Genomic DNA, 15,720 nt, shown 5'->3' with positions numbered 1-15,720 from the left:
CAGGGGGTGATCGGCCCGGGTTTCTGTCAGTCCCGAGTGATAGAAAGAGCCGTCTGAGAACTTTCTGAGTACGACTCTGAGCCGTTACGTACCTCAGGGCGTGGCTAAAAATCAGTGAACGAGGGGGAAGCCGCTGATGACTCAGCCGCCCAATCAGCCGCCCGGTCAGCCGCCCGGTTTCGGAGCACCGCAGGACCCGCCGCCGCAGGGTGGTTTCGGCGCGCCGCCGCCTCCCGCGGGGCCGCCGCAGACGCCGCCCCCGCAGGGTCCGCCGCAGCCCGGTTACGGCTACCCCCAGCAGGCCGACCAGCCCGGCCCGTACGGCCCGCCCCAGCCGGGTCCCTACGCGCAACCGGGCCCTTACGGCCAACCCGGCCCCTACGGCCAGCCGCAGCAGCCGGGCCCCTACGGCCAGCCCGGGTACGGCTACCCGCCGCAGCCGCAGTACCCCGGCGGCCCCGGCACCCCGCCCGGTCCCTCCGGCTCCCGCAACCCCTTCAAGGGCAAGCCCGCCCTCGTCATCGCCGCCGCCGTCGCCGGGCTCCTCGTCGTCGGCGGCACGGTGTGGGCGGTCAGCAGCGGTGGCGACGACCCGAAGAAGCCGGTCGCCAAGGAGAGCGGCAGCGCCAAGCCGACCGCCTCCGACGACCCGGTCAACCCCGGTGACGGCGACGGTGGCGGCGGCGAGGACCAGGAGGACCTCAACGCGGGCCGCCAGCCGGGTGAGGCCAAGGTGCTCTGGTACAAGTCCGGGCCGGACGCGCCCGGTTCCGGCGCCGACGCCCCCGGCATGTGGATCACCGACAAGACCGCGGTGAAGGCCGCGTACAAGCAGCTCTTCGGCTACAAGGTCGGTGACGGCGCCCCCGCCTGGGACCCGATCACCTTCGACCAGAAGATCTGCGCGGTCACCCCGCAGAAGACGGCCGCCAACAAGATCATCGTCGCCTACATGAGCGGCAGCAGCGACCGCGCGGAGTGCAACAAGCTCCAGGAGGTCGACCTCGACACCGGCGCCAAGGGCTGGACCGGGGAGGTCGCCGACGGTGACCTGTTCGACTCCACGCTCCAGATCGAGCTGACCATCACCGGCAAGACCCTGATGGTGGGCCGCTCGATGTCCGGCACCGCCTACGACGTCACGAACGGCAAGAAGCTGTTCGACAAGGCGAAGTACGGCGACGCCTGCTTCCCGAGCGCCTTCGCCGGCGGTCCCCAGCTGATCGCCGTCTCCTCCTGCGACGCCTCCGGGAAGAACGAGCACGACGAGGTGCAGGGGCTGGACCCGACGACCGGCAAGGTCAGGTGGACCCAGAAGTTCGACAAGGGCTGGCGGGTCACGCGCGCCTACTCCGTCGACCCGCTCGTCATCTACAGCAAGAACGAGGACAAGAACGCCTGGAACATCTCCACGTTCACCTCGGACGGCAAGTTCCGCTCCCAGGTCGCCTTCGACGAGGACTTCGCGCCCGCCTGCGACTGGGCGATCTTCGCGCGCGACCTGACCGGCTGCACCGGCACGGTCGCCGACGCGAACACCCTCTACCTGCCGACCGAGGCGTCGGGCGGCGCCAACGAGATCGTCGCGGTCAACCTCGCCAACGGCAAGGAGAAGTGGCGGGTGAAGTCCCCGGCGGACGAGTCGATGCTGCCGCTGAAGATCGAGAACGGCAAGCTCATCGCCTACGTGGAGCCGTCGTACGACGGGGGCGGCCAGGTCGTGTCCATCGCGACGGCCGGCTCGGACCACAAGCCGGCGAAGCTGCTCCAGAACCCGGCGTCCGCGGCCAAGGTCGAGAACGGCTTCTACTCCAAGGCCCTGGACTGGGTCGGCGGACGCTTCTACCTCTCCACCACCCGCCTGAGCGGCGACGACGACGCACAGGAGAAGTTGATGCTCGCCTACGGCAAGTAGCTCTCTCCGCCCTGCGCCCTGCCCTTCGCCCGGCCCGCTTCCGTCCCCGCTTCCCGAGGTACTCCGTCATGACCCAGCCGCCGCCCCCGCCGAACCAGCCCCCGCCCGGGGGAGGCTTCGGCCCGCCCCAGGACCAGCCGCCCCAGCAGCCCGGCTTCGGCGCACCACAGCCGCAGACCCCGCCGCCCCCGGCCCCGCAGCCGCAGCCGGGATACGGCTACCCCCAGGCACCCCAGGCACCCCAGGCCCCCCAGGCCCCCCAGACGCCCCCGCCCCCGCAGGGCCCCCCGCAGACCCCGCCGGGCCAGGGTTACGGCTACCCGGGCCAGCCGCAGCAGCCGTACGGCCAGCAGCCCGCCCCGGCGCCGAACCCGTACGGCCAGCCGCAGCCCGGCGTGTACGGGCAGCCGCAGCCGAACTCCTACGGCCAGCAGCCCGGTTACGGCTACCAGCAGCCGACCATGCCGCTCCAGCCGCAGGCCGGGCAGCCGGCGGCCGGCGGCCGGAAGATCAACTCGCAGATGGCGATCATCGTCGCGGCGGTCGTCGCGATCGCGCTGATCGTCGGCGGCGGCGTGTGGTACGCCAACTCCTCCGGGGGCGACGGCAAGAAGGACACCGCGAACAGCAGCGGCGGCACCGGTGGCGGCGGCGACGAGAAGGGCGGCACCGGCGGCACCGGCAGCAAGGGCGAGGAGAAGGTCCCGGCGAACACCGCCGCCTCCGTCCTGTTCCAGGTGCCGCAGCCCGAGGTCAAGGCCGACACCACCTACACGGTCAACGGCTCCTGGCTGACCGACAAGGTGTACGCCAAGAGCGGCATCGCCGAGGTCGTCGGCTACGACCCCGACAAGGGCACCAAGCTGTGGACGATCAAGCTGCCCGGCCCGGTCTGCGAGGCCAGCCGCCAGATGACCGACAAGCATCTGACGGCCATCGCCTACGAGCCCGCGATGCCGACCAAGGAGAATCCGACGGCCGGTTGCAGCCAGGTCGCGGCGATCGACCTGGACGCGGGCAAGCAGCTGTGGACGAAGACCGCCAAGTCCGGTGACCGGCTGATCACCTGGGACAACATCACCGTCAGCGCGAACACCGTCGCCACCGGCTCCACCAACGGCGGCGCCGCCTGGGACATCTCCACCGGCAAGTCGCTGTGGACCCCGAAGCCGACCGACACCTGCTACGACGCGGGCTACGGCGGCGGCGCGAAGCTGGTCGCGGTCCGCAAGTGCGGTGAGTACGGCGAGCGCCAGCTGCACATCCAGACCATCGACCCGGCCTCCGGGAAGGTGATCTCGGATTACAAGATGTCGCCGGGCATCGAGTACGCCAGCGTGGTCTCCACCGACCCGCTGGTCGTCGCCGCCGAGGTCGGCGAGGACACCGGCGCCAGCGGTATCTCCGACGTCTTCTCCATCGACAACAAGACCGGCAAGCTGCGCACCCGTATCTCCCTGCCGGGCGACCAGTACGCGGCGAAGTGCGACGGCATCTACCGGCCCGAGTACTGCTTCCAGATCGCCGTCGGCAACGACCGGGTGTACGTGCCGACGGAGGAGCACCAGGGCACCGGCAACGACTACAACCGGACCAACGAGATCGTCGCCTTCGACCTGGCCACGGGGAAGCAGACCGGCCAGCGCGCCGACGCGGGCGACGGCTACACCATCAGCCCGCTGCGCATGGACGGCGGCAACCTGATCGCGTACAAGCGCCCGCCGTACGACAAGGGCGGCCAGATCGTCAGCATCGACGGCGGCACCTTCAAGGAGACCAAGCTCCTGGAGAACCCGGCGACCAAGTCGGTGCGCGACGTGGAGACGAGCATGCTGCCCGATTCCTCGGAGCTCATCTACCACGAGGGCCGGCTGTTCATGTCCGAGGTCTACGCGAGCGATTTCGGCAGCAGTACGGGTGAGAAGGAGTACCTGGCGGTCGCCTTCGGCACGAAGTGATCACGAAACCGCTTCCTGCGCACTGCCCCGTCCCAGCTCAGGGACGGGGCAGTGCGCGTACCACCCATCAATCTCGAATGACGGAAATTCCGTCGATCCGGGGCACTTCTCACCGGTAGGGGGAGCGCAACGTCGAACAAGCGTGTAGCTTCCGGGGGCATGAAGGGCGGGGGAGCCGGGAGGGGGCTCCTGTCCGTGTGGACCAGTGGGCATCCATTGTGGGGCATCCATGTGCGGATCCATTGGGGGGGACTGGGGGGTTGCTCGATGGGAGTGCGGCTCATGGTGGTCGACGACCACCGACTGCTGGCCGAGGCACTGGCCTCGGCGTTGAAACTGCGGGGGCACCGGGTTCTCGCCGCGGCGGCACCGGCCGCGGGGGCGGCGGAGCTGGTGATCAGCCGGGCGCCGGAGGTGTGCCTGCTGGGCACGGCGACCCCGGCCGAGCCGGGCATCTTCGACCCGGTGGTGAAGATCAAACGGGACCGCCCGCAGGTGGCGGTCCTCGTCCTGGGCCCGGTACCGAACCCGCGCGGCATCGCCGCGGCCTTCGCCGCGGGTGCCTCGGGCTATGTACGGCACGACGAGCGCATCGAGGGCGTCGAGCGGGCGATCATGAAGGCGCGGGCGGGCGAGGCGGCGGTGGCACCTCAGCTGCTGCAAGGAGCCTTCAGCGAACTGCTCAATCCCGCGGCCCAGCCCGATGACGAGGGTCAGCGTCTGCTGCAGATGCTCACCCCGCGCGAGGTCGAGGTCCTGGTCCGGGTCGCCGACGGCGAGGACACCCGTCTGATAGCGGCGGGCATGGGCATCGCCCCGTCCACGGCCCGCACCCATGTCCAGCGGGTGCTGATGAAGCTGGGGGTCGGTTCGAGGCTGGAGGCGGCGGCGCTGGCGGCCCGGACGGGGCTGCTGGAACGGGCCGGTCCGGTGCCGCACCCGCCTTCCGACACGAGTGCGGGGCCGGGGTCCTAGAAGACCCCGGCCCCGCCCGGAACGAGGGCTACGCGCCCGGCCTGTCGCCGGGCGCGTCCTCGGGGACGGCCTCCGGCACCGGCGGCGGCGTCGGCCGCAGCTTCAGCCAGGCCAGGAAGAAGATGCCGAGGAGCAGCATCCCGAGGCCGGTCCAGAGGTTGATGTTGACGCCCTCGGCCTTGTCGAGGGTGGCGTCGGAGGGGTTGATGCCGGCGATCGTGACGATGACGCCGTAGAGGACGAACAGGCCGCCGATGATGCGGCGCAGGTCGAAGATGCGGGCGGCGGTGGCCGACTTGGCCTGCAGCTCGGTGACTTCGCGCTGGACGTCGTCCTCGGAGTATCCGTGGTACTCAGACATGGTTCCTCGATCCTTCCGCGCTCAGAACGAGAACGGGATGTAGCAGGCGGCGGCCAGCACGATCGCGCCCCAGCCCAGCAGGGCCGGCTTGCGGTACCAGGCGTCGTCGCCCTCGGCGGGGGCCTCGGACATGCCGGGGGAGCGGGTGCCGTAGACCAGGCCCTGGAGTTCCTCGACCGGCTTGGGCTTGGTGAACAGCGACACCGCGACCATCACCACCGCGCCGGCGACGAAGCCGACGATCGCGGAGACGAAGTTGGCGCCCTGGTCGGAGGGGATGTCGATGATGCCCTGCTTGTAGATCCAGAAGTAGTTGAGCATCGCCGCGACCGTGCCCGCCAGCAGACCCCAGAAGCCCGACTTCACCGACGCCCGCTTCCAGAACATGCCGACGATGAAGACCACGAACATCGGCACGTTGAAGAAGGAGAACAGCGTCTGGAGGTAGCTCATGATGTTGGAGAAGGAGGAGGCGAGGAACGCCGTGCCCACCGACGCGCACACGCCGATCACCGTGATCAGGCGGCCGAAGCGCACGTAGTAATCGTCCTCACGGCCCTTGACCGCGTACCGCGCCCAGATGTCGTTGGTGAACACCGTGTTGAAGGACGACACGTTGGCCGCCATGCCCGCCATGAAGGCCGCCAGCAGACCGGTGACCGCGATGCCCAGCACGCCGTTCGGCAGCAGCTGTTCCATCAGGTAGGGGATGGCGTCGTTGTACTGGTAGCCCGACTTGTCGGTGCCGAAGCCGGGGATGAGGGCGGCGGCCGTCAGGCCCGGGATCATCACCAGGAAGACGATGAAGATCTTCGGGAACGCGGCGATCAGCGGGGTGCGCTGGGCCGCGGACAGGTTCTTGGCCGACAGGGCGCGCTGGACCTCGGCGAAGTTCGTCGTCCAGTAGCCGAAGCTCAGCACGAAGCCCAGGCCGAGCACGATCGTCAGCCAGTTCGCGCCCAGCGGGTTCGCGCTGCCGATGCCCGTGCCGCCCCAGGCGGTGGTGAAGTCGGCGCCGTGCTGCGCGGTGAGCTTGTCGGTCAGGCCGTCTCAGCCGCCGACCTTCTTCAGGCCGAGGACCACGATCGGGATGAGGGCCGCGAGGATCACGAAGAACTGCAGCACCTCGTTGTAGATCGCGGAGGACAGACCGCCGAGGGTGATGTACGCCAGCACGAACGCGCCGGCGACCACGATGGCCACCCACTGCGGCCAGCCCAGCAGCGCCTCGACGACGATCGCGAGCGCGTAGAGGTTCACACCGGCGATCAGGATCGCGGCGAAGGCGAACAGGGCCGAACTGAGCAGGTGCGCCCATTTGTCGAAGCGCAGCAGCAGCATCTCGGGGACCGAGCGGACCTTGCTGCCGTAGTAGAAGGGCATCATCACCAGGCCCAGGAAGACCATGGCGGGGATGGCGCCGATCCAGTACCAGTGCACGGTGTACGCGCCGTACTGGGCGCTGTTGGCGGCCATGCCCAGGATCTCGGTGGCGGCCAGGTTGGCCGAGATGAAGGCCAGGCCGGTGATCCAGGCGGGCAGGGAGCGGCCCGAGAGGAAGAAGTCGAGGCTGGTCTTCACCGATCTGCGGGCGGCGAAGCCGATGCCCAGGACCACGACGAAGTAGATGGCGAGGATCGTGTAGTCGAGCCAGTTCGTGGGGAGACGTAGCTCGGCGGCCATGTATGTCGCTTGTGTGGGGGTCTGCATGGATTACTCGCTTCGTTGCGTGAACTGATCCAGAGCGGAACCTACGCCTCCGCGTTCAGTAATTGAACACTTCTGTTGATGCTCTTTGTTTGATTGTGATGTTGACGTCCCTGTCGAGTTATGGTTACTTGTGTTTAGTTCTGTTTGAGTGAAGGAGTCCGGCGGTGAAGAAGACCTCGACCCGGCTGGCCGACGGTCGCGAGCTCATCTACTACGACCTGCGTGACGACGCCGTGCGGGACGCGGTCGACCGCCGCCCGCTGGAGCGGACCGTCACCACCTCCGAGATCCGCCGCGACCCGCTGCTCGGCGACTCGGTGGCCATCGCCTCGCACCGGCAGGGCCGCACCTACCACCCGCCGGCCGACGAATGCCCCCTGTGCCCGTCCCAGGGCGACCGTCTCAGCGAGATCCCGGACTCGTCGTACGACGTCGTCGTCTTCGAGAATCGTTTCCCCTCCCTGGCCGGTGACTCCGGGCGCTGCGAGGTCGTCTGCTTCACCTCGGACCACAACGCGTCCTTCGCCGACCTCACGGAGGAGCAGGCGCGTCTGGTCCTGGAGGCGTGGACGGACCGGACGTCGGAGCTGTCGCATCTGCCCTCCGTTGAGCAGGTGTTCTGCTTCGAGAACCGCGGGGCCGAGATCGGTGTGACCCTCGGACACCCGCACGGGCAGATCTACGCGTACCCGTTCACCACGCCCCGCACCGCCCTGATGCTGCGCCAGGTGGCCCAGCACAAGGAGGCCACCGGCGGCGAGAACCTCTTCGACAGTGTGCTGGAGACCGAACTCGCCGGTGAGCGGGTCGTCCTGGAGAGTGAACACTGGGTCGCGTTCGTGCCGTACGCCGCGCACTGGCCCTACGAGGTCCACCTGTACCCGAAGCGCCGGGTCCCGGACCTCCTCGGGCTCGACGAGGACGCGCGCTCAGAGTTCCCCAAGGTTTATCTGGAACTCTTGAGGCGCTTCGACCGGATCTTCGGCGAGGGCGAACCGGCGACGCCGTACATCGCCGCCTGGCACCAGGCGCCGTTCGGCCAGCTGGAGGAGTTCGAAGGCGTCAGCCGTGACGACTTCGCGCTCCACCTCGAGCTTTTCACCATCCGCCGCACCTCCGGCAAGCTGAAGTTCCTCGCGGGTTCCGAGTCCGGCATGAGCGTGTTCATCAACGACATCCGGCCGGAGGCCGCGGCCGAGCGACTGCGAGAGGTAGCGAGTTCATGAGCGGTAAGTACCTGGTGACGGGTGGCGCGGGTTACGTCGGCAGCGTGGTCGCCCAGCACCTGCTGGAGGCGGGCCACGAGGTCGTCGTCCTCGACAACCTCTCCACCGGCTTCCGCGAGGGTGTCCCCGCGGGCGCGGCCTTCATCGAGGGCGACATCCGCGACGCCGCCAAGTGGCTCGACGCCTCCTTCGACGGCGTGCTGCACTTCGCCGCCTTCTCCCAGGTCGGCGAGTCGGTCGTGAAGCCCGAGAAGTACTGGGACAACAACGTCGCCGGCACCATGGCGCTGCTCGGCGCGATGCGCGAGGCGGGCGTGCGCAAGCTCGTCTTCTCCTCCACGGCCGCCACCTACGGCGAGCCCGAGCAGGTCCCGATCGTCGAGACCGCCCCGACGAAGCCGACCAACCCCTACGGCGCCTCCAAGCTCGCCGTCGACCACATGATCACCGGCGAGGCGGCGGCCCACGGCCTGGGCGCGGTCTCCCTGCGCTACTTCAACGTCGCGGGCGCGTACGGCGCGTACGGCGAGCGGCACGACCCCGAGTCGCACCTCATCCCGCTGGTCCTCCAGGTCGCCCAGGGCAAGCGGGACGCCATCTCCGTCTTCGGCGAGGACTACCCGACGCCGGACGGCACCTGCATCCGCGACTACATCCACGTCGCCGACCTGGCCGAGGCCCATCTGCTCGCCGTCGAGGCCGCCACCCCCGGCGAGCACCTGATCTGCAACCTCGGCAACGGCGAGGGCTTCTCCGTCCGGCAGGTCATCGAGACCGTCCGCCAGGTCACCGGCCACCCGGTCCCGGAGGTCGTGGCCCCCCGCCGCGGCGGCGACCCGGCGACCCTGGTGGCCTCGGCCGCCACGGCCCGCGAGAAGCTGGGCTGGAACCCGACCCGCGCGGACCTCGCGGGGATCGTCGCGGACGCGTGGGAGTTCGCGCAGAACATCTCTAGGGAGCAGTAGTGCAGGCACAGCAGGTGCGGGCCGGTTTCGTGGAGCTCTACGGCGCCGAGCCCGAGGGTGTCTGGTCGGCGCCGGGGCGCGTCAACCTCATCGGTGAGCACACCGACTACAACGACGGCTTCGTGATGCCCTTCGCGCTGCCGCACACCGCGGTCGCCGCGGTGTCCCGGCGCACGGACGGTGTCCTGCGCCTGCACTCGGCGGACGTCGAGGGCGGCGTCGTGGAGCTGCGCCTGGACGACCTCGCCCCGGAGTCGGACCGCGCCTGGACGGCGTACCCGGCGGGCGTCGTCTGGGCGCTGCGGGAGGCCGGCCACGCGGTGACCGGCGCCGACGTCCACCTCACCTCCACCGTCCCGTCGGGCGCGGGCCTGTCGTCCTCGGCGGCGCTGGAGGTCGTGGTGGCCCTGGCCCTCAACGACCTGTACGAACTGGGCCTGCAGCGCTGGCAGTTGGCCCGCCTGTGCCAGCGCGCCGAGAACGTCTACGTCGGTGCCCCCACCGGCATCATGGACCAGACGGCGTCGGCGTGCTGCGAGGACGGCCACGCGCTGTTCCTCGACACCCGCGACCTGTCGCAGAAGCAGATCCCCTTCGACCTGGCGGCCGAGGGCATGCGGCTGCTGGTCGTCGACACCCAGGTCAAGCACTCCCACAGCGAGGGCGAATACGGCAAGCGCCGGGCCGGCTGCGAGCGGGGCGCGGCCCTGCTGGGCGTGGACGCGCTGCGGGACATCCCCTACGCCGACCTGGACGCGGCCCTCGAACGCCTGGGTGACGACGAGGAGGCGGTCCGCCTGGTCCGGCACGTCGTCACCGAGGACGAGCGGGTGGAGAAGGTCGTCGCCCTGCTGGAGGCGGGCGACACCCGCGGCATCGGCCCGGTCCTGGTGGCCGGGCACGCCTCCCTGCGCGACGACTTCCGCATCTCCTGCCCCGAGCTGGACCTCGTCGTCGACACGGCGATGAAGGCGGGCGCCCTGGGCTCCCGGATGACCGGCGGCGGCTTCGGCGGCTCGGCGATCGTCCTGGCGGACGTGGCCGACGTGGACACCGTCACCAAGGCGGTCGAGGAGGCCTTCGCCACGGCGGGCTTCACGGCCCCGCGCGTGTTCGAGGCGGTCCCGTCGCCGGGGGCGCGCAGGCTCGCCTGAGTACCCCGCACCGGCCCCGCGCTCCCCGTGGAGCGCGGGGCTAGCCCCACCGCTTGGTCAGCGTGAACTCCGTGATCCCCGGCGGATAGTCAGGGATCACGCACACCACGTCGTAGCCCTGCTTCCGGTAGAAGTCCGGCGCCTGGAAGTCCCAGGTCTCCACCCGGGACGCCGAACACCCCCGCTCCTCGCGCGCGACCCGCTCCGCTTCCGTGAGCAACCGCGAACCCAGACCCGCCCCCCGGTGGCGCTCGTCGACCCACAGGTACGTCACATGGAGCCAGCTCGTCCAGGTGTGGCCCACCAGTCCGCCGGCGAGTTCCCCCGACGCGTCCAACACCCAGACGTGGAGCGGAAGTTCCCGTTCACCCGGGGTTCCGCGCAGCGCGCGCAGCACGGGGGAGGCCGCGGTGTTGGTGTCCCGCAGCCGGGTTCGCAGCAGATCGCGCCGGTCTCTGTCGACTTCTGTCTCCATACGAAACATGCGGCTCACCATAAACGCGCTGGACAGCCAGTTCTGCAAATTACCTTCCGCTCCTGCCCCCCGGCCGTACCCTGATGAACAGCACCGGTGGGGGCCGGTGCTCATCAGGGGGCGAGACAGTCGGGTACGACACCCGAAGTGGGGGTAGCAGTTCGGGCACGGCGGCGGCCGTGCGCAGCGCCATCGCGCTTCGGGCGTCGTACCTGCGCCTGGTCTTCCGTCTCCCGACGCTGGGGTATCCCCTGCTCTTCAGGAGCTTGGGGAAGGGGGTTTCGTGGTTCGCATCCGAGTCCTGGTCGTCGACGACCACCGCATCTTCGCCGAGTCGCTCGCCGCCGCTCTGGCGGCCGAGCCCGACGTCGACGTCTCCGCGGCCGGCAGCGGTCCCGCCGCGCTGCGCAGTCTGGATCGGGCGGCGGCCGAGGGGCGCCGTTTCGACGTACTGCTCGTCGACGCGGACCTGGGCGGCAACGTCCAGGGCATCCGGCCCGCCGTGCCCGTCCAGGAGGCGGGCGAGGACGGTCTCGTCGACGGCATATCACTGGTGGCCGGGGTGCGTTCCGCACAGCCCGGCGTCCGGATCGTCGTACTCGCCGAGAAGGACGATCCGCGGCGCGCCGCGCTCGCCCTTCAGGCCGGTGCGTCCGGCTGGGTGGCCAAGGACTGTTCGCTGTCCCGGCTGCTGACCGTCATACGCGGGGTGCTGCGCGACGAGACCCATCTGCCGCCCGCCCTGCTCACCGGGGTGCTGCGGGAGCTGACCGCCGCGCGCAAGCACCGCACCGAGAGCGAGCGGCTGGTGGAGTCGCTCACGCCGCGGGAGCGGGAAGTGCTGCGCTGCATGGTCGCCGGGCTGGGGCGCAAGGCCGTGGCCGAGCGGCTGTTCCTGTCCCCGCACACCGTGCGCACCCATATGCAGAACGTCCTCGGCAAGCTGGGCGTGCACTCCACCCTCGCGGCCGTCGCGCTCGCCCGCCGGGCCGGTGTCGGGCCGGTGGACCTGGAGCCGTCCGGACGCATCCGGGCGGAGGAGACGCACACCGCCTGAAGGGCGTGCTTCCTCAGCCGGGGATGTTGTCGAACGGGGCGGTCAACTGGCGCAGCAGGCCCGCCAGTTCGCCCCGCTGGGCGCGCGAGAGCTCCGCGAGGATCGCCCGCTCCTGGTCGAGCAGTCCGGCCAGGGCCTGGTCCGCGCGGTCCCGGCCCTCGTCGGTCAGCCGGACCAGGACGCCGCGCCGGTCCGAGGGGTCCGGCAGCCGCTCCACCAGGCCCTTCTTCGCGAGCCGGTCGATGCGGTTGGTCATCGTCCCGGACGTCACCAGGGTCTGCGTCAGCAGCTGTCCCGGGGAGAGCTGATACGGCGTGCCCGCGCGCCTGAGCGCCGTCAGGACGTCGAACTCCCACGGCTCCAGGCTGTGCTCGGAGAAGGCAAGACGGCGTGCGCGATCCAGGTGCCGGGCCAGTCTGCTCACCCGGCTGAGCACCTCGAGCGGTTCCACGTCGAGGTCCGGGCGCTCCCGGCGCCACGCAGCGACCAGTCGATCGACCTCGTCCTCCATGACGATCAGTGTAGTGGTTGTGTCGATGTGAAGTCTCTTGATGTCGAGTCTCTTGACGTCGAGAGATATCGCGGGGGACAGTGGATCTCATGACGACTTGGGACCCCGCCCAGTACCTCCGCCACGCCGACCACCGCGCCCGCCCCTTCGCCGACCTCCTCGCCCGCGTCCCCGACCCGCCGTCGGCCCCGGCCCGGGTCGCCGACCTCGGCTGCGGGCCCGGCAACGTCACCGCCCTCCTCGCCGACCGCTGGCCCACCGCCCGCATCACCGGCTACGACAACTCGCCCGAGATGCTCGACAAGGCCCACACCGAGCACGCCGGCCCCACCCCGGGCGGCGGTCGCCTCGACTTCGCCCACGCGGACGTCCGCACCTGGGCGCCCACGGGGACGTACGACCTCATCATCAGCAACGCCACGCTGCAATGGGTCCCCGGGCACGTGGAGCGCTTCGCGGAGTGGATCGGGGCCCTCGCGCCCGGCGGCACCTTCGCCTTCCAGGTGCCCGGCAACTTCGACGCCCCCAGCCACCGCCTGATGCGCGAACTCGCCGAGGCCGCCGGCCTCCCCGTCGCCCTGCGCCACGACGACGCCGTCCTCACCCCCGAGGCCTACCTCGTCCACCTCACCGCCCTCGGCTGCACCGCCGACGTCTGGGAGACGACGTACATCCACCTCCTCACCGGCGAGGACCCGGTGCTCGACTGGGTGAAGGGCACGGGACTGCGGCCCGTCCTCACCGCCCTCGCCGACGACCCGGCCGCCCGCGAGACGTTCCTGAGCGCCTATCGCGCCGCTCTGCGGGATGCCTATCCGGCGGGGCCGCACGGCACCCCGTTCCCGTTCCGCCGCATCTTCGCGGTCGCCCGCAAGGAGGGCTGAGCATGAACCCCGCCGCGCCACTCAAGGGAGTACGCCCGTGATCACCGCCGTCGACCACGTCCAGCTCGCCGCCCCGCCCGGCTCCGAGGACCGGCTGCGGGCCTACTACACCGGTGTCCTCGGCATGACCGAGATCCCCAAGCCACCGGTGCTCGCGGCCCGCGGAGGCTGCTGGTTCCAGGCCGGGACCGTCCAGCTCCACCTCGGCATCGAAGCCGCCTTCCGCCCCGCGATCAAGGCCCACCCGGGCCTGCGCGTCATCGACATCGACACCTGCGCCGCCCGCCTCGCAGCCCGCGGCGCCACCGTCACCTGGGACACCGACCTGCCGGGCCACCGCCGCTTCTACTCCTACGACCCCGTCGGCAACCGCCTGGAGTTCCTGGAGCCGGGTGTTTGAGCCACCGGGCCACGGTGCACCCGGCAGCCGGAAACCAACGAGACCGACGAAACCGGGAGTGAGCGACGTGTCGAAGGACCAGAAGGCCAAGGCCAAGAAGGAACAGGCCAAGGGCAAGGCCGAGGAGACCCTGGGCCGAGCGGTCGGCAACGAGCGGATGACCGCCAAGGGCCGTGCCGAACAGATGAAGGGTGACGCGCGCCAGGCGAAGGAGAAGGAGAAGGACGTCTTCAAGCACTGAGGACGGGGCCAGGTACCGCCGGGCCTCAGTTCTTCCGGCGCCCTATCAGGTGCGGCTTCGCCTCCAGGCCGTCCAGGCCGTGCCACGCCAGGTTCACCAGGTGCGCCGCCACCTCCGCCTTCTTCGGGCGGCGCACGTCCAGCCACCACTGCCCGGTCAGCGCGACCATCCCGACCAGCGCCTGCGCGTACAGCGGGGCCAGCTTGGGGTCGAAGCCGCGGCTCTTGAACTCCCGGCCCAGGATGTCCTCCACCTGGGTGGCGATGTCCGAGATCAGCGAGGCGAAGGAACCCGTCGACTGCGGGATGGGGGAGTCACGGACCAGGATGCGGAAACCGTCCGTGTACTCCTCGATGTAGTCGAGCAGCGCGAACGCGGCCTGCTCGCACAGCTCACGCGGATGGCCGGCCGTCAGGGAGCCGGTCACCATGTCCAGCAGCCGCCGCATCTCACGGTCGACGACCACCGCGTACAGCCCCTCCTTGCCGCCGAAGTGCTCGTACACCACCGGCTTGGAGACCCCGGCCTTCGCCGCGATCTCCTCCACCGACGTGCCCTCGAAGCCCTTCGCGGCGAACAGGGTGCGGCCGATCTCCAGCAGCTGCGCGCGGCGCTCGGCGCCCGTCATCCGCGTACGACGGGTTCGGCGCTGCTTCTCATTGCCCGGGGTGCTGCTGGAGTCGGTCGCCACGGCGTCAATCATGCCGCCTCGACGCTGTCCTTCCGGCGCCGGGAGCCGTCTTCGCCGGTGTTGCGGCGCGAATCGATACGCGAGCGTGACGGCCAGCGGACGTCGTACGCCCAGCCCGCCAGCTCGAACCAGCGGATCAGCCGCGCCGAGGAGTCGACCTGGCCGCGCATCACACCGTGCCGCGCGGACGTCGGGTCGGCGTGGTGCAGGTTGTGCCAGGACTCACCGCAGGACAGCACCGCCAGCCACCACACGTTGCCCGAACGGTCCCGCGACTTGAACGGCCGCTTGCCCACCGCGTGACAGATCGAGTTGATCGACCAGGTGACGTGGTGCAGCAGGCAGACCCGCACCAGCGAGCCCCAGAAGAAGCCGGTGAACGCGCCCCACCAGGACATCGTCACCAGACCGCCGATCACGGCCGGCAGGGCGAGGGACAGCATCGTCCAGTAGATGAAGTGCCGGGAGATCGCACGGATCGCCGGGTCCTTGATCAGATCCGGGGCGTACTTCTCCTGCGGCGTCTGCTCCTCGTCGAACATCCAGCCGATGTGCGCCCACCACAGGCCCTTCATCAGCGCCGGAACCGTCTCGCCGAACCGCCAGGGGGAGTGCGGGTCGCCCTCGGCGTCGGAGAACTTGTGGTGCTTGCGGTGGTCGGCCACCCAGCGGACCAGGGGACCCTCGACCGCCATCGACCCCGCGATCGCCAGCGCGATGCGCAAGGGACGCCTGGCCTTGAAGGAGCCGTGCGTGAAGTAGCGGTGGAAGCCGATCGTGATGCCGTGGCAGCCGAGGTAGTAGAAGAAGACCATCAGGCCGAGGTCCAGCCAGCTCACCCCCCATCCCCACGCCAGCGGCACCGCCGCCAGCAGCGCGAGGAACGGGACGATGATGAAGAGCAGCAGCGTGATCTGTTCGATCCCGCGCTTCTGCTCCCCGCCGAGGGTGGCGGAGGGCATGGGTGAGCCGTCGGTCCCCTTCGGGGCGTCTTCGATCACATCGGGGCTTGTGGTCATTGGGGCGTCCCCTGTGGGGTCGAGGGTTGGAGAAGAGTCGTGGTACCGGTAACCACGAGGGAGCCGAGCGGGACTTCCCTACGGTTCCGTAACCTACGGCGTCGTAAGTATGGCAGCGCGTCGCCCGACGGCAAGAGCCCGAGAGCCTGCGCGTCCGCACCGGCACCTATCCTGGAGT

At 70.1% G+C, this 15,720-nt stretch carries 14 protein-coding genes and 2 pseudogenes; 10 read left to right on the top strand and 6 right to left on the bottom strand.

What is annotated here, in order from left to right; all coding sequences use genetic code 11:
* Positions 1-136: 136 nt before the first annotated feature.
* From DI272_RS19630 to DI272_RS19620, 3 genes are all read left to right on the top strand, one after another.
* Positions 137-1,915, top strand: coding sequence for a PQQ-binding-like beta-propeller repeat protein (locus tag DI272_RS19630; RefSeq protein ID WP_109496625.1), 1,779 nt, complete (start codon positions 137-139; stop codon positions 1,913-1,915).
* Between the two features lie 68 nt (positions 1,916-1,983).
* A complete protein-coding gene (locus DI272_RS19625) occupies positions 1,984-3,873 on the top strand; it encodes a PQQ-binding-like beta-propeller repeat protein (protein ID WP_109496624.1) in 1,890 nt (629 codons plus the stop codon).
* Between the two features lie 267 nt (positions 3,874-4,140).
* Positions 4,141-4,848, top strand: a complete 708-nt coding sequence (locus tag DI272_RS19620) for a response regulator transcription factor (protein ID WP_109496623.1) — start codon at positions 4,141-4,143, stop codon at positions 4,846-4,848.
* A 28-nt stretch (positions 4,849-4,876) separates the two neighbouring features.
* Here the strand turns inward: DI272_RS19620 and DI272_RS19615 are convergent, their stop codons facing one another.
* On the bottom strand, positions 4,877-5,209 hold the full coding sequence (locus tag DI272_RS19615; RefSeq protein ID WP_109496622.1) for a hypothetical protein: 333 nt from the start codon (positions 5,207-5,209) through the stop codon (positions 4,877-4,879).
* A gap of 21 nt (positions 5,210-5,230) precedes the next feature.
* Positions 5,231-6,919 (bottom strand): annotated as a pseudogene (locus tag DI272_RS19610) (sodium:solute symporter family protein).
* Between the two features lie 164 nt (positions 6,920-7,083).
* Between DI272_RS19610 and galT the strand changes: the two are divergent.
* From galT to galK, 3 genes are read left to right on the top strand one after another with little or no spacing between them, the layout of a single operon-like run.
* The gene (gene galT / locus DI272_RS19605) at positions 7,084-8,145 is read left to right on the top strand and encodes a galactose-1-phosphate uridylyltransferase (protein WP_109496621.1); all 1,062 of its coding nucleotides are present in this window, start codon (positions 7,084-7,086) and stop codon (positions 8,143-8,145) included.
* On the top strand, positions 8,142-9,110 hold the full coding sequence (galE, locus tag DI272_RS19600; protein ID WP_109496620.1) for a UDP-glucose 4-epimerase GalE: 969 nt from the start codon (positions 8,142-8,144) through the stop codon (positions 9,108-9,110). Before galT ends, galE begins: the two co-directional genes overlap by 4 nt.
* A complete protein-coding gene (galK, locus tag DI272_RS19595; RefSeq protein WP_109496619.1) occupies positions 9,110-10,264 on the top strand; it encodes a galactokinase in 1,155 nt (384 codons plus the stop codon). The genes galE and galK overlap by 1 nt, the downstream gene beginning before the upstream one ends.
* 40 nt (positions 10,265-10,304) lie before the next feature.
* Here the strand turns inward: galK and DI272_RS19590 are convergent, their stop codons facing one another.
* Complete coding sequence (locus tag DI272_RS19590; protein ID WP_109500926.1) at positions 10,305-10,760, bottom strand: GNAT family N-acetyltransferase; 456 nt, start codon at positions 10,758-10,760, stop codon at positions 10,305-10,307.
* Between the two features lie 262 nt (positions 10,761-11,022).
* On the opposite strand from DI272_RS19590, the pseudogene DI272_RS19585 reads away from it, so the two are divergent.
* Positions 11,023-11,848 (top strand): annotated as a pseudogene (locus DI272_RS19585) (LuxR C-terminal-related transcriptional regulator); the annotation flags it as partial.
* On the opposite strand, the gene tamR reads toward DI272_RS19585, so the two are convergent.
* Entirely contained in the window at positions 11,810-12,307 is a 498-nt protein-coding gene (gene tamR, locus DI272_RS19580; RefSeq protein ID WP_059196100.1) for a MarR family transcriptional regulator TamR, read from the bottom strand. The pseudogene DI272_RS19585 and the gene tamR sit on opposite strands and share 39 nt — an antisense overlap.
* Before the next feature lie 89 nt (positions 12,308-12,396).
* On the opposite strand from tamR, the gene DI272_RS19575 reads away from it, so the two are divergent.
* The 3 genes from DI272_RS19575 to DI272_RS19565 all read left to right on the top strand — a co-directional run bounded on the left by DI272_RS19575 (position 12,397) and on the right by DI272_RS19565 (position 13,832).
* Positions 12,397-13,191 carry a trans-aconitate 2-methyltransferase gene (locus tag DI272_RS19575; protein WP_109496617.1) on the top strand — a complete coding sequence of 265 codons (795 nt, stop codon included), beginning with the start codon at positions 12,397-12,399 and terminating at the stop codon, positions 13,189-13,191.
* Between the two features lie 37 nt (positions 13,192-13,228).
* A complete protein-coding gene (locus DI272_RS19570; protein WP_109496616.1) occupies positions 13,229-13,591 on the top strand; it encodes a VOC family protein in 363 nt (120 codons plus the stop codon).
* Between the two features lie 67 nt (positions 13,592-13,658).
* Complete coding sequence (locus DI272_RS19565; protein ID WP_109500925.1) at positions 13,659-13,832, top strand: CsbD family protein; 174 nt, start codon at positions 13,659-13,661, stop codon at positions 13,830-13,832.
* Between the two features lie 25 nt (positions 13,833-13,857).
* Here DI272_RS19565 and DI272_RS19560 read toward each other — a convergent pair whose 3' ends face one another.
* Together DI272_RS19560 and DI272_RS19555 are read right to left on the bottom strand one after the other, a co-directional pair.
* Entirely contained in the window at positions 13,858-14,535 is a 678-nt protein-coding gene (locus DI272_RS19560) for a TetR/AcrR family transcriptional regulator (protein ID WP_109496615.1), read from the bottom strand.
* Positions 14,532-15,542, bottom strand: a complete 1,011-nt coding sequence (locus DI272_RS19555) for a fatty acid desaturase (protein WP_109496614.1) — start codon at positions 15,540-15,542, stop codon at positions 14,532-14,534. Before DI272_RS19555 ends, DI272_RS19560 begins: the two co-directional genes overlap by 4 nt.
* Positions 15,543-15,720 lie beyond the last annotated feature (178 nt).

The organism is Streptomyces sp. Act143 (assembly GCF_003143935.1).
Classification (GTDB): Bacteria; Actinomycetota; Actinomycetes; order Streptomycetales; family Streptomycetaceae; genus Streptomyces.
The sequence above is the reverse complement of the archived record's forward strand: the minus strand, read 5'-3'. Positions and strand labels throughout refer to the sequence as shown.

Coding starts and splice junctions, on each gene's coding strand:
- DI272_RS19620 (WP_109496623.1), top strand. CDS start 4,141: ATGGGAGTGCGGCTCATGGTGGTCGACGACCACCGACTGCTGGCCGAG.
- tamR (WP_059196100.1), bottom strand. CDS start 12,307: ATGGAGGACGAGGTCGATCGACTGGTCGCTGCGTGGCGCCGGGAGCGC.
- DI272_RS19555 (WP_109496614.1), bottom strand. CDS start 15,542: ATGACCACAAGCCCCGATGTGATCGAAGACGCCCCGAAGGGGACCGAC.
- DI272_RS19590 (WP_109500926.1), bottom strand. CDS start 10,760: ATGGTGAGCCGCATGTTTCGTATGGAGACAGAAGTCGACAGAGACCGG.
- DI272_RS19630 (WP_109496625.1), top strand. CDS start 137: ATGACTCAGCCGCCCAATCAGCCGCCCGGTCAGCCGCCCGGTTTCGGA.
- galE (WP_109496620.1), top strand. CDS start 8,142: ATGAGCGGTAAGTACCTGGTGACGGGTGGCGCGGGTTACGTCGGCAGC.
- DI272_RS19625 (WP_109496624.1), top strand. CDS start 1,984: ATGACCCAGCCGCCGCCCCCGCCGAACCAGCCCCCGCCCGGGGGAGGC.
- DI272_RS19575 (WP_109496617.1), top strand. CDS start 12,397: ATGACGACTTGGGACCCCGCCCAGTACCTCCGCCACGCCGACCACCGC.
- DI272_RS19560 (WP_109496615.1), bottom strand. CDS start 14,535: ATGATTGACGCCGTGGCGACCGACTCCAGCAGCACCCCGGGCAATGAG.
- DI272_RS19615 (WP_109496622.1), bottom strand. CDS start 5,209: ATGTCTGAGTACCACGGATACTCCGAGGACGACGTCCAGCGCGAAGTC.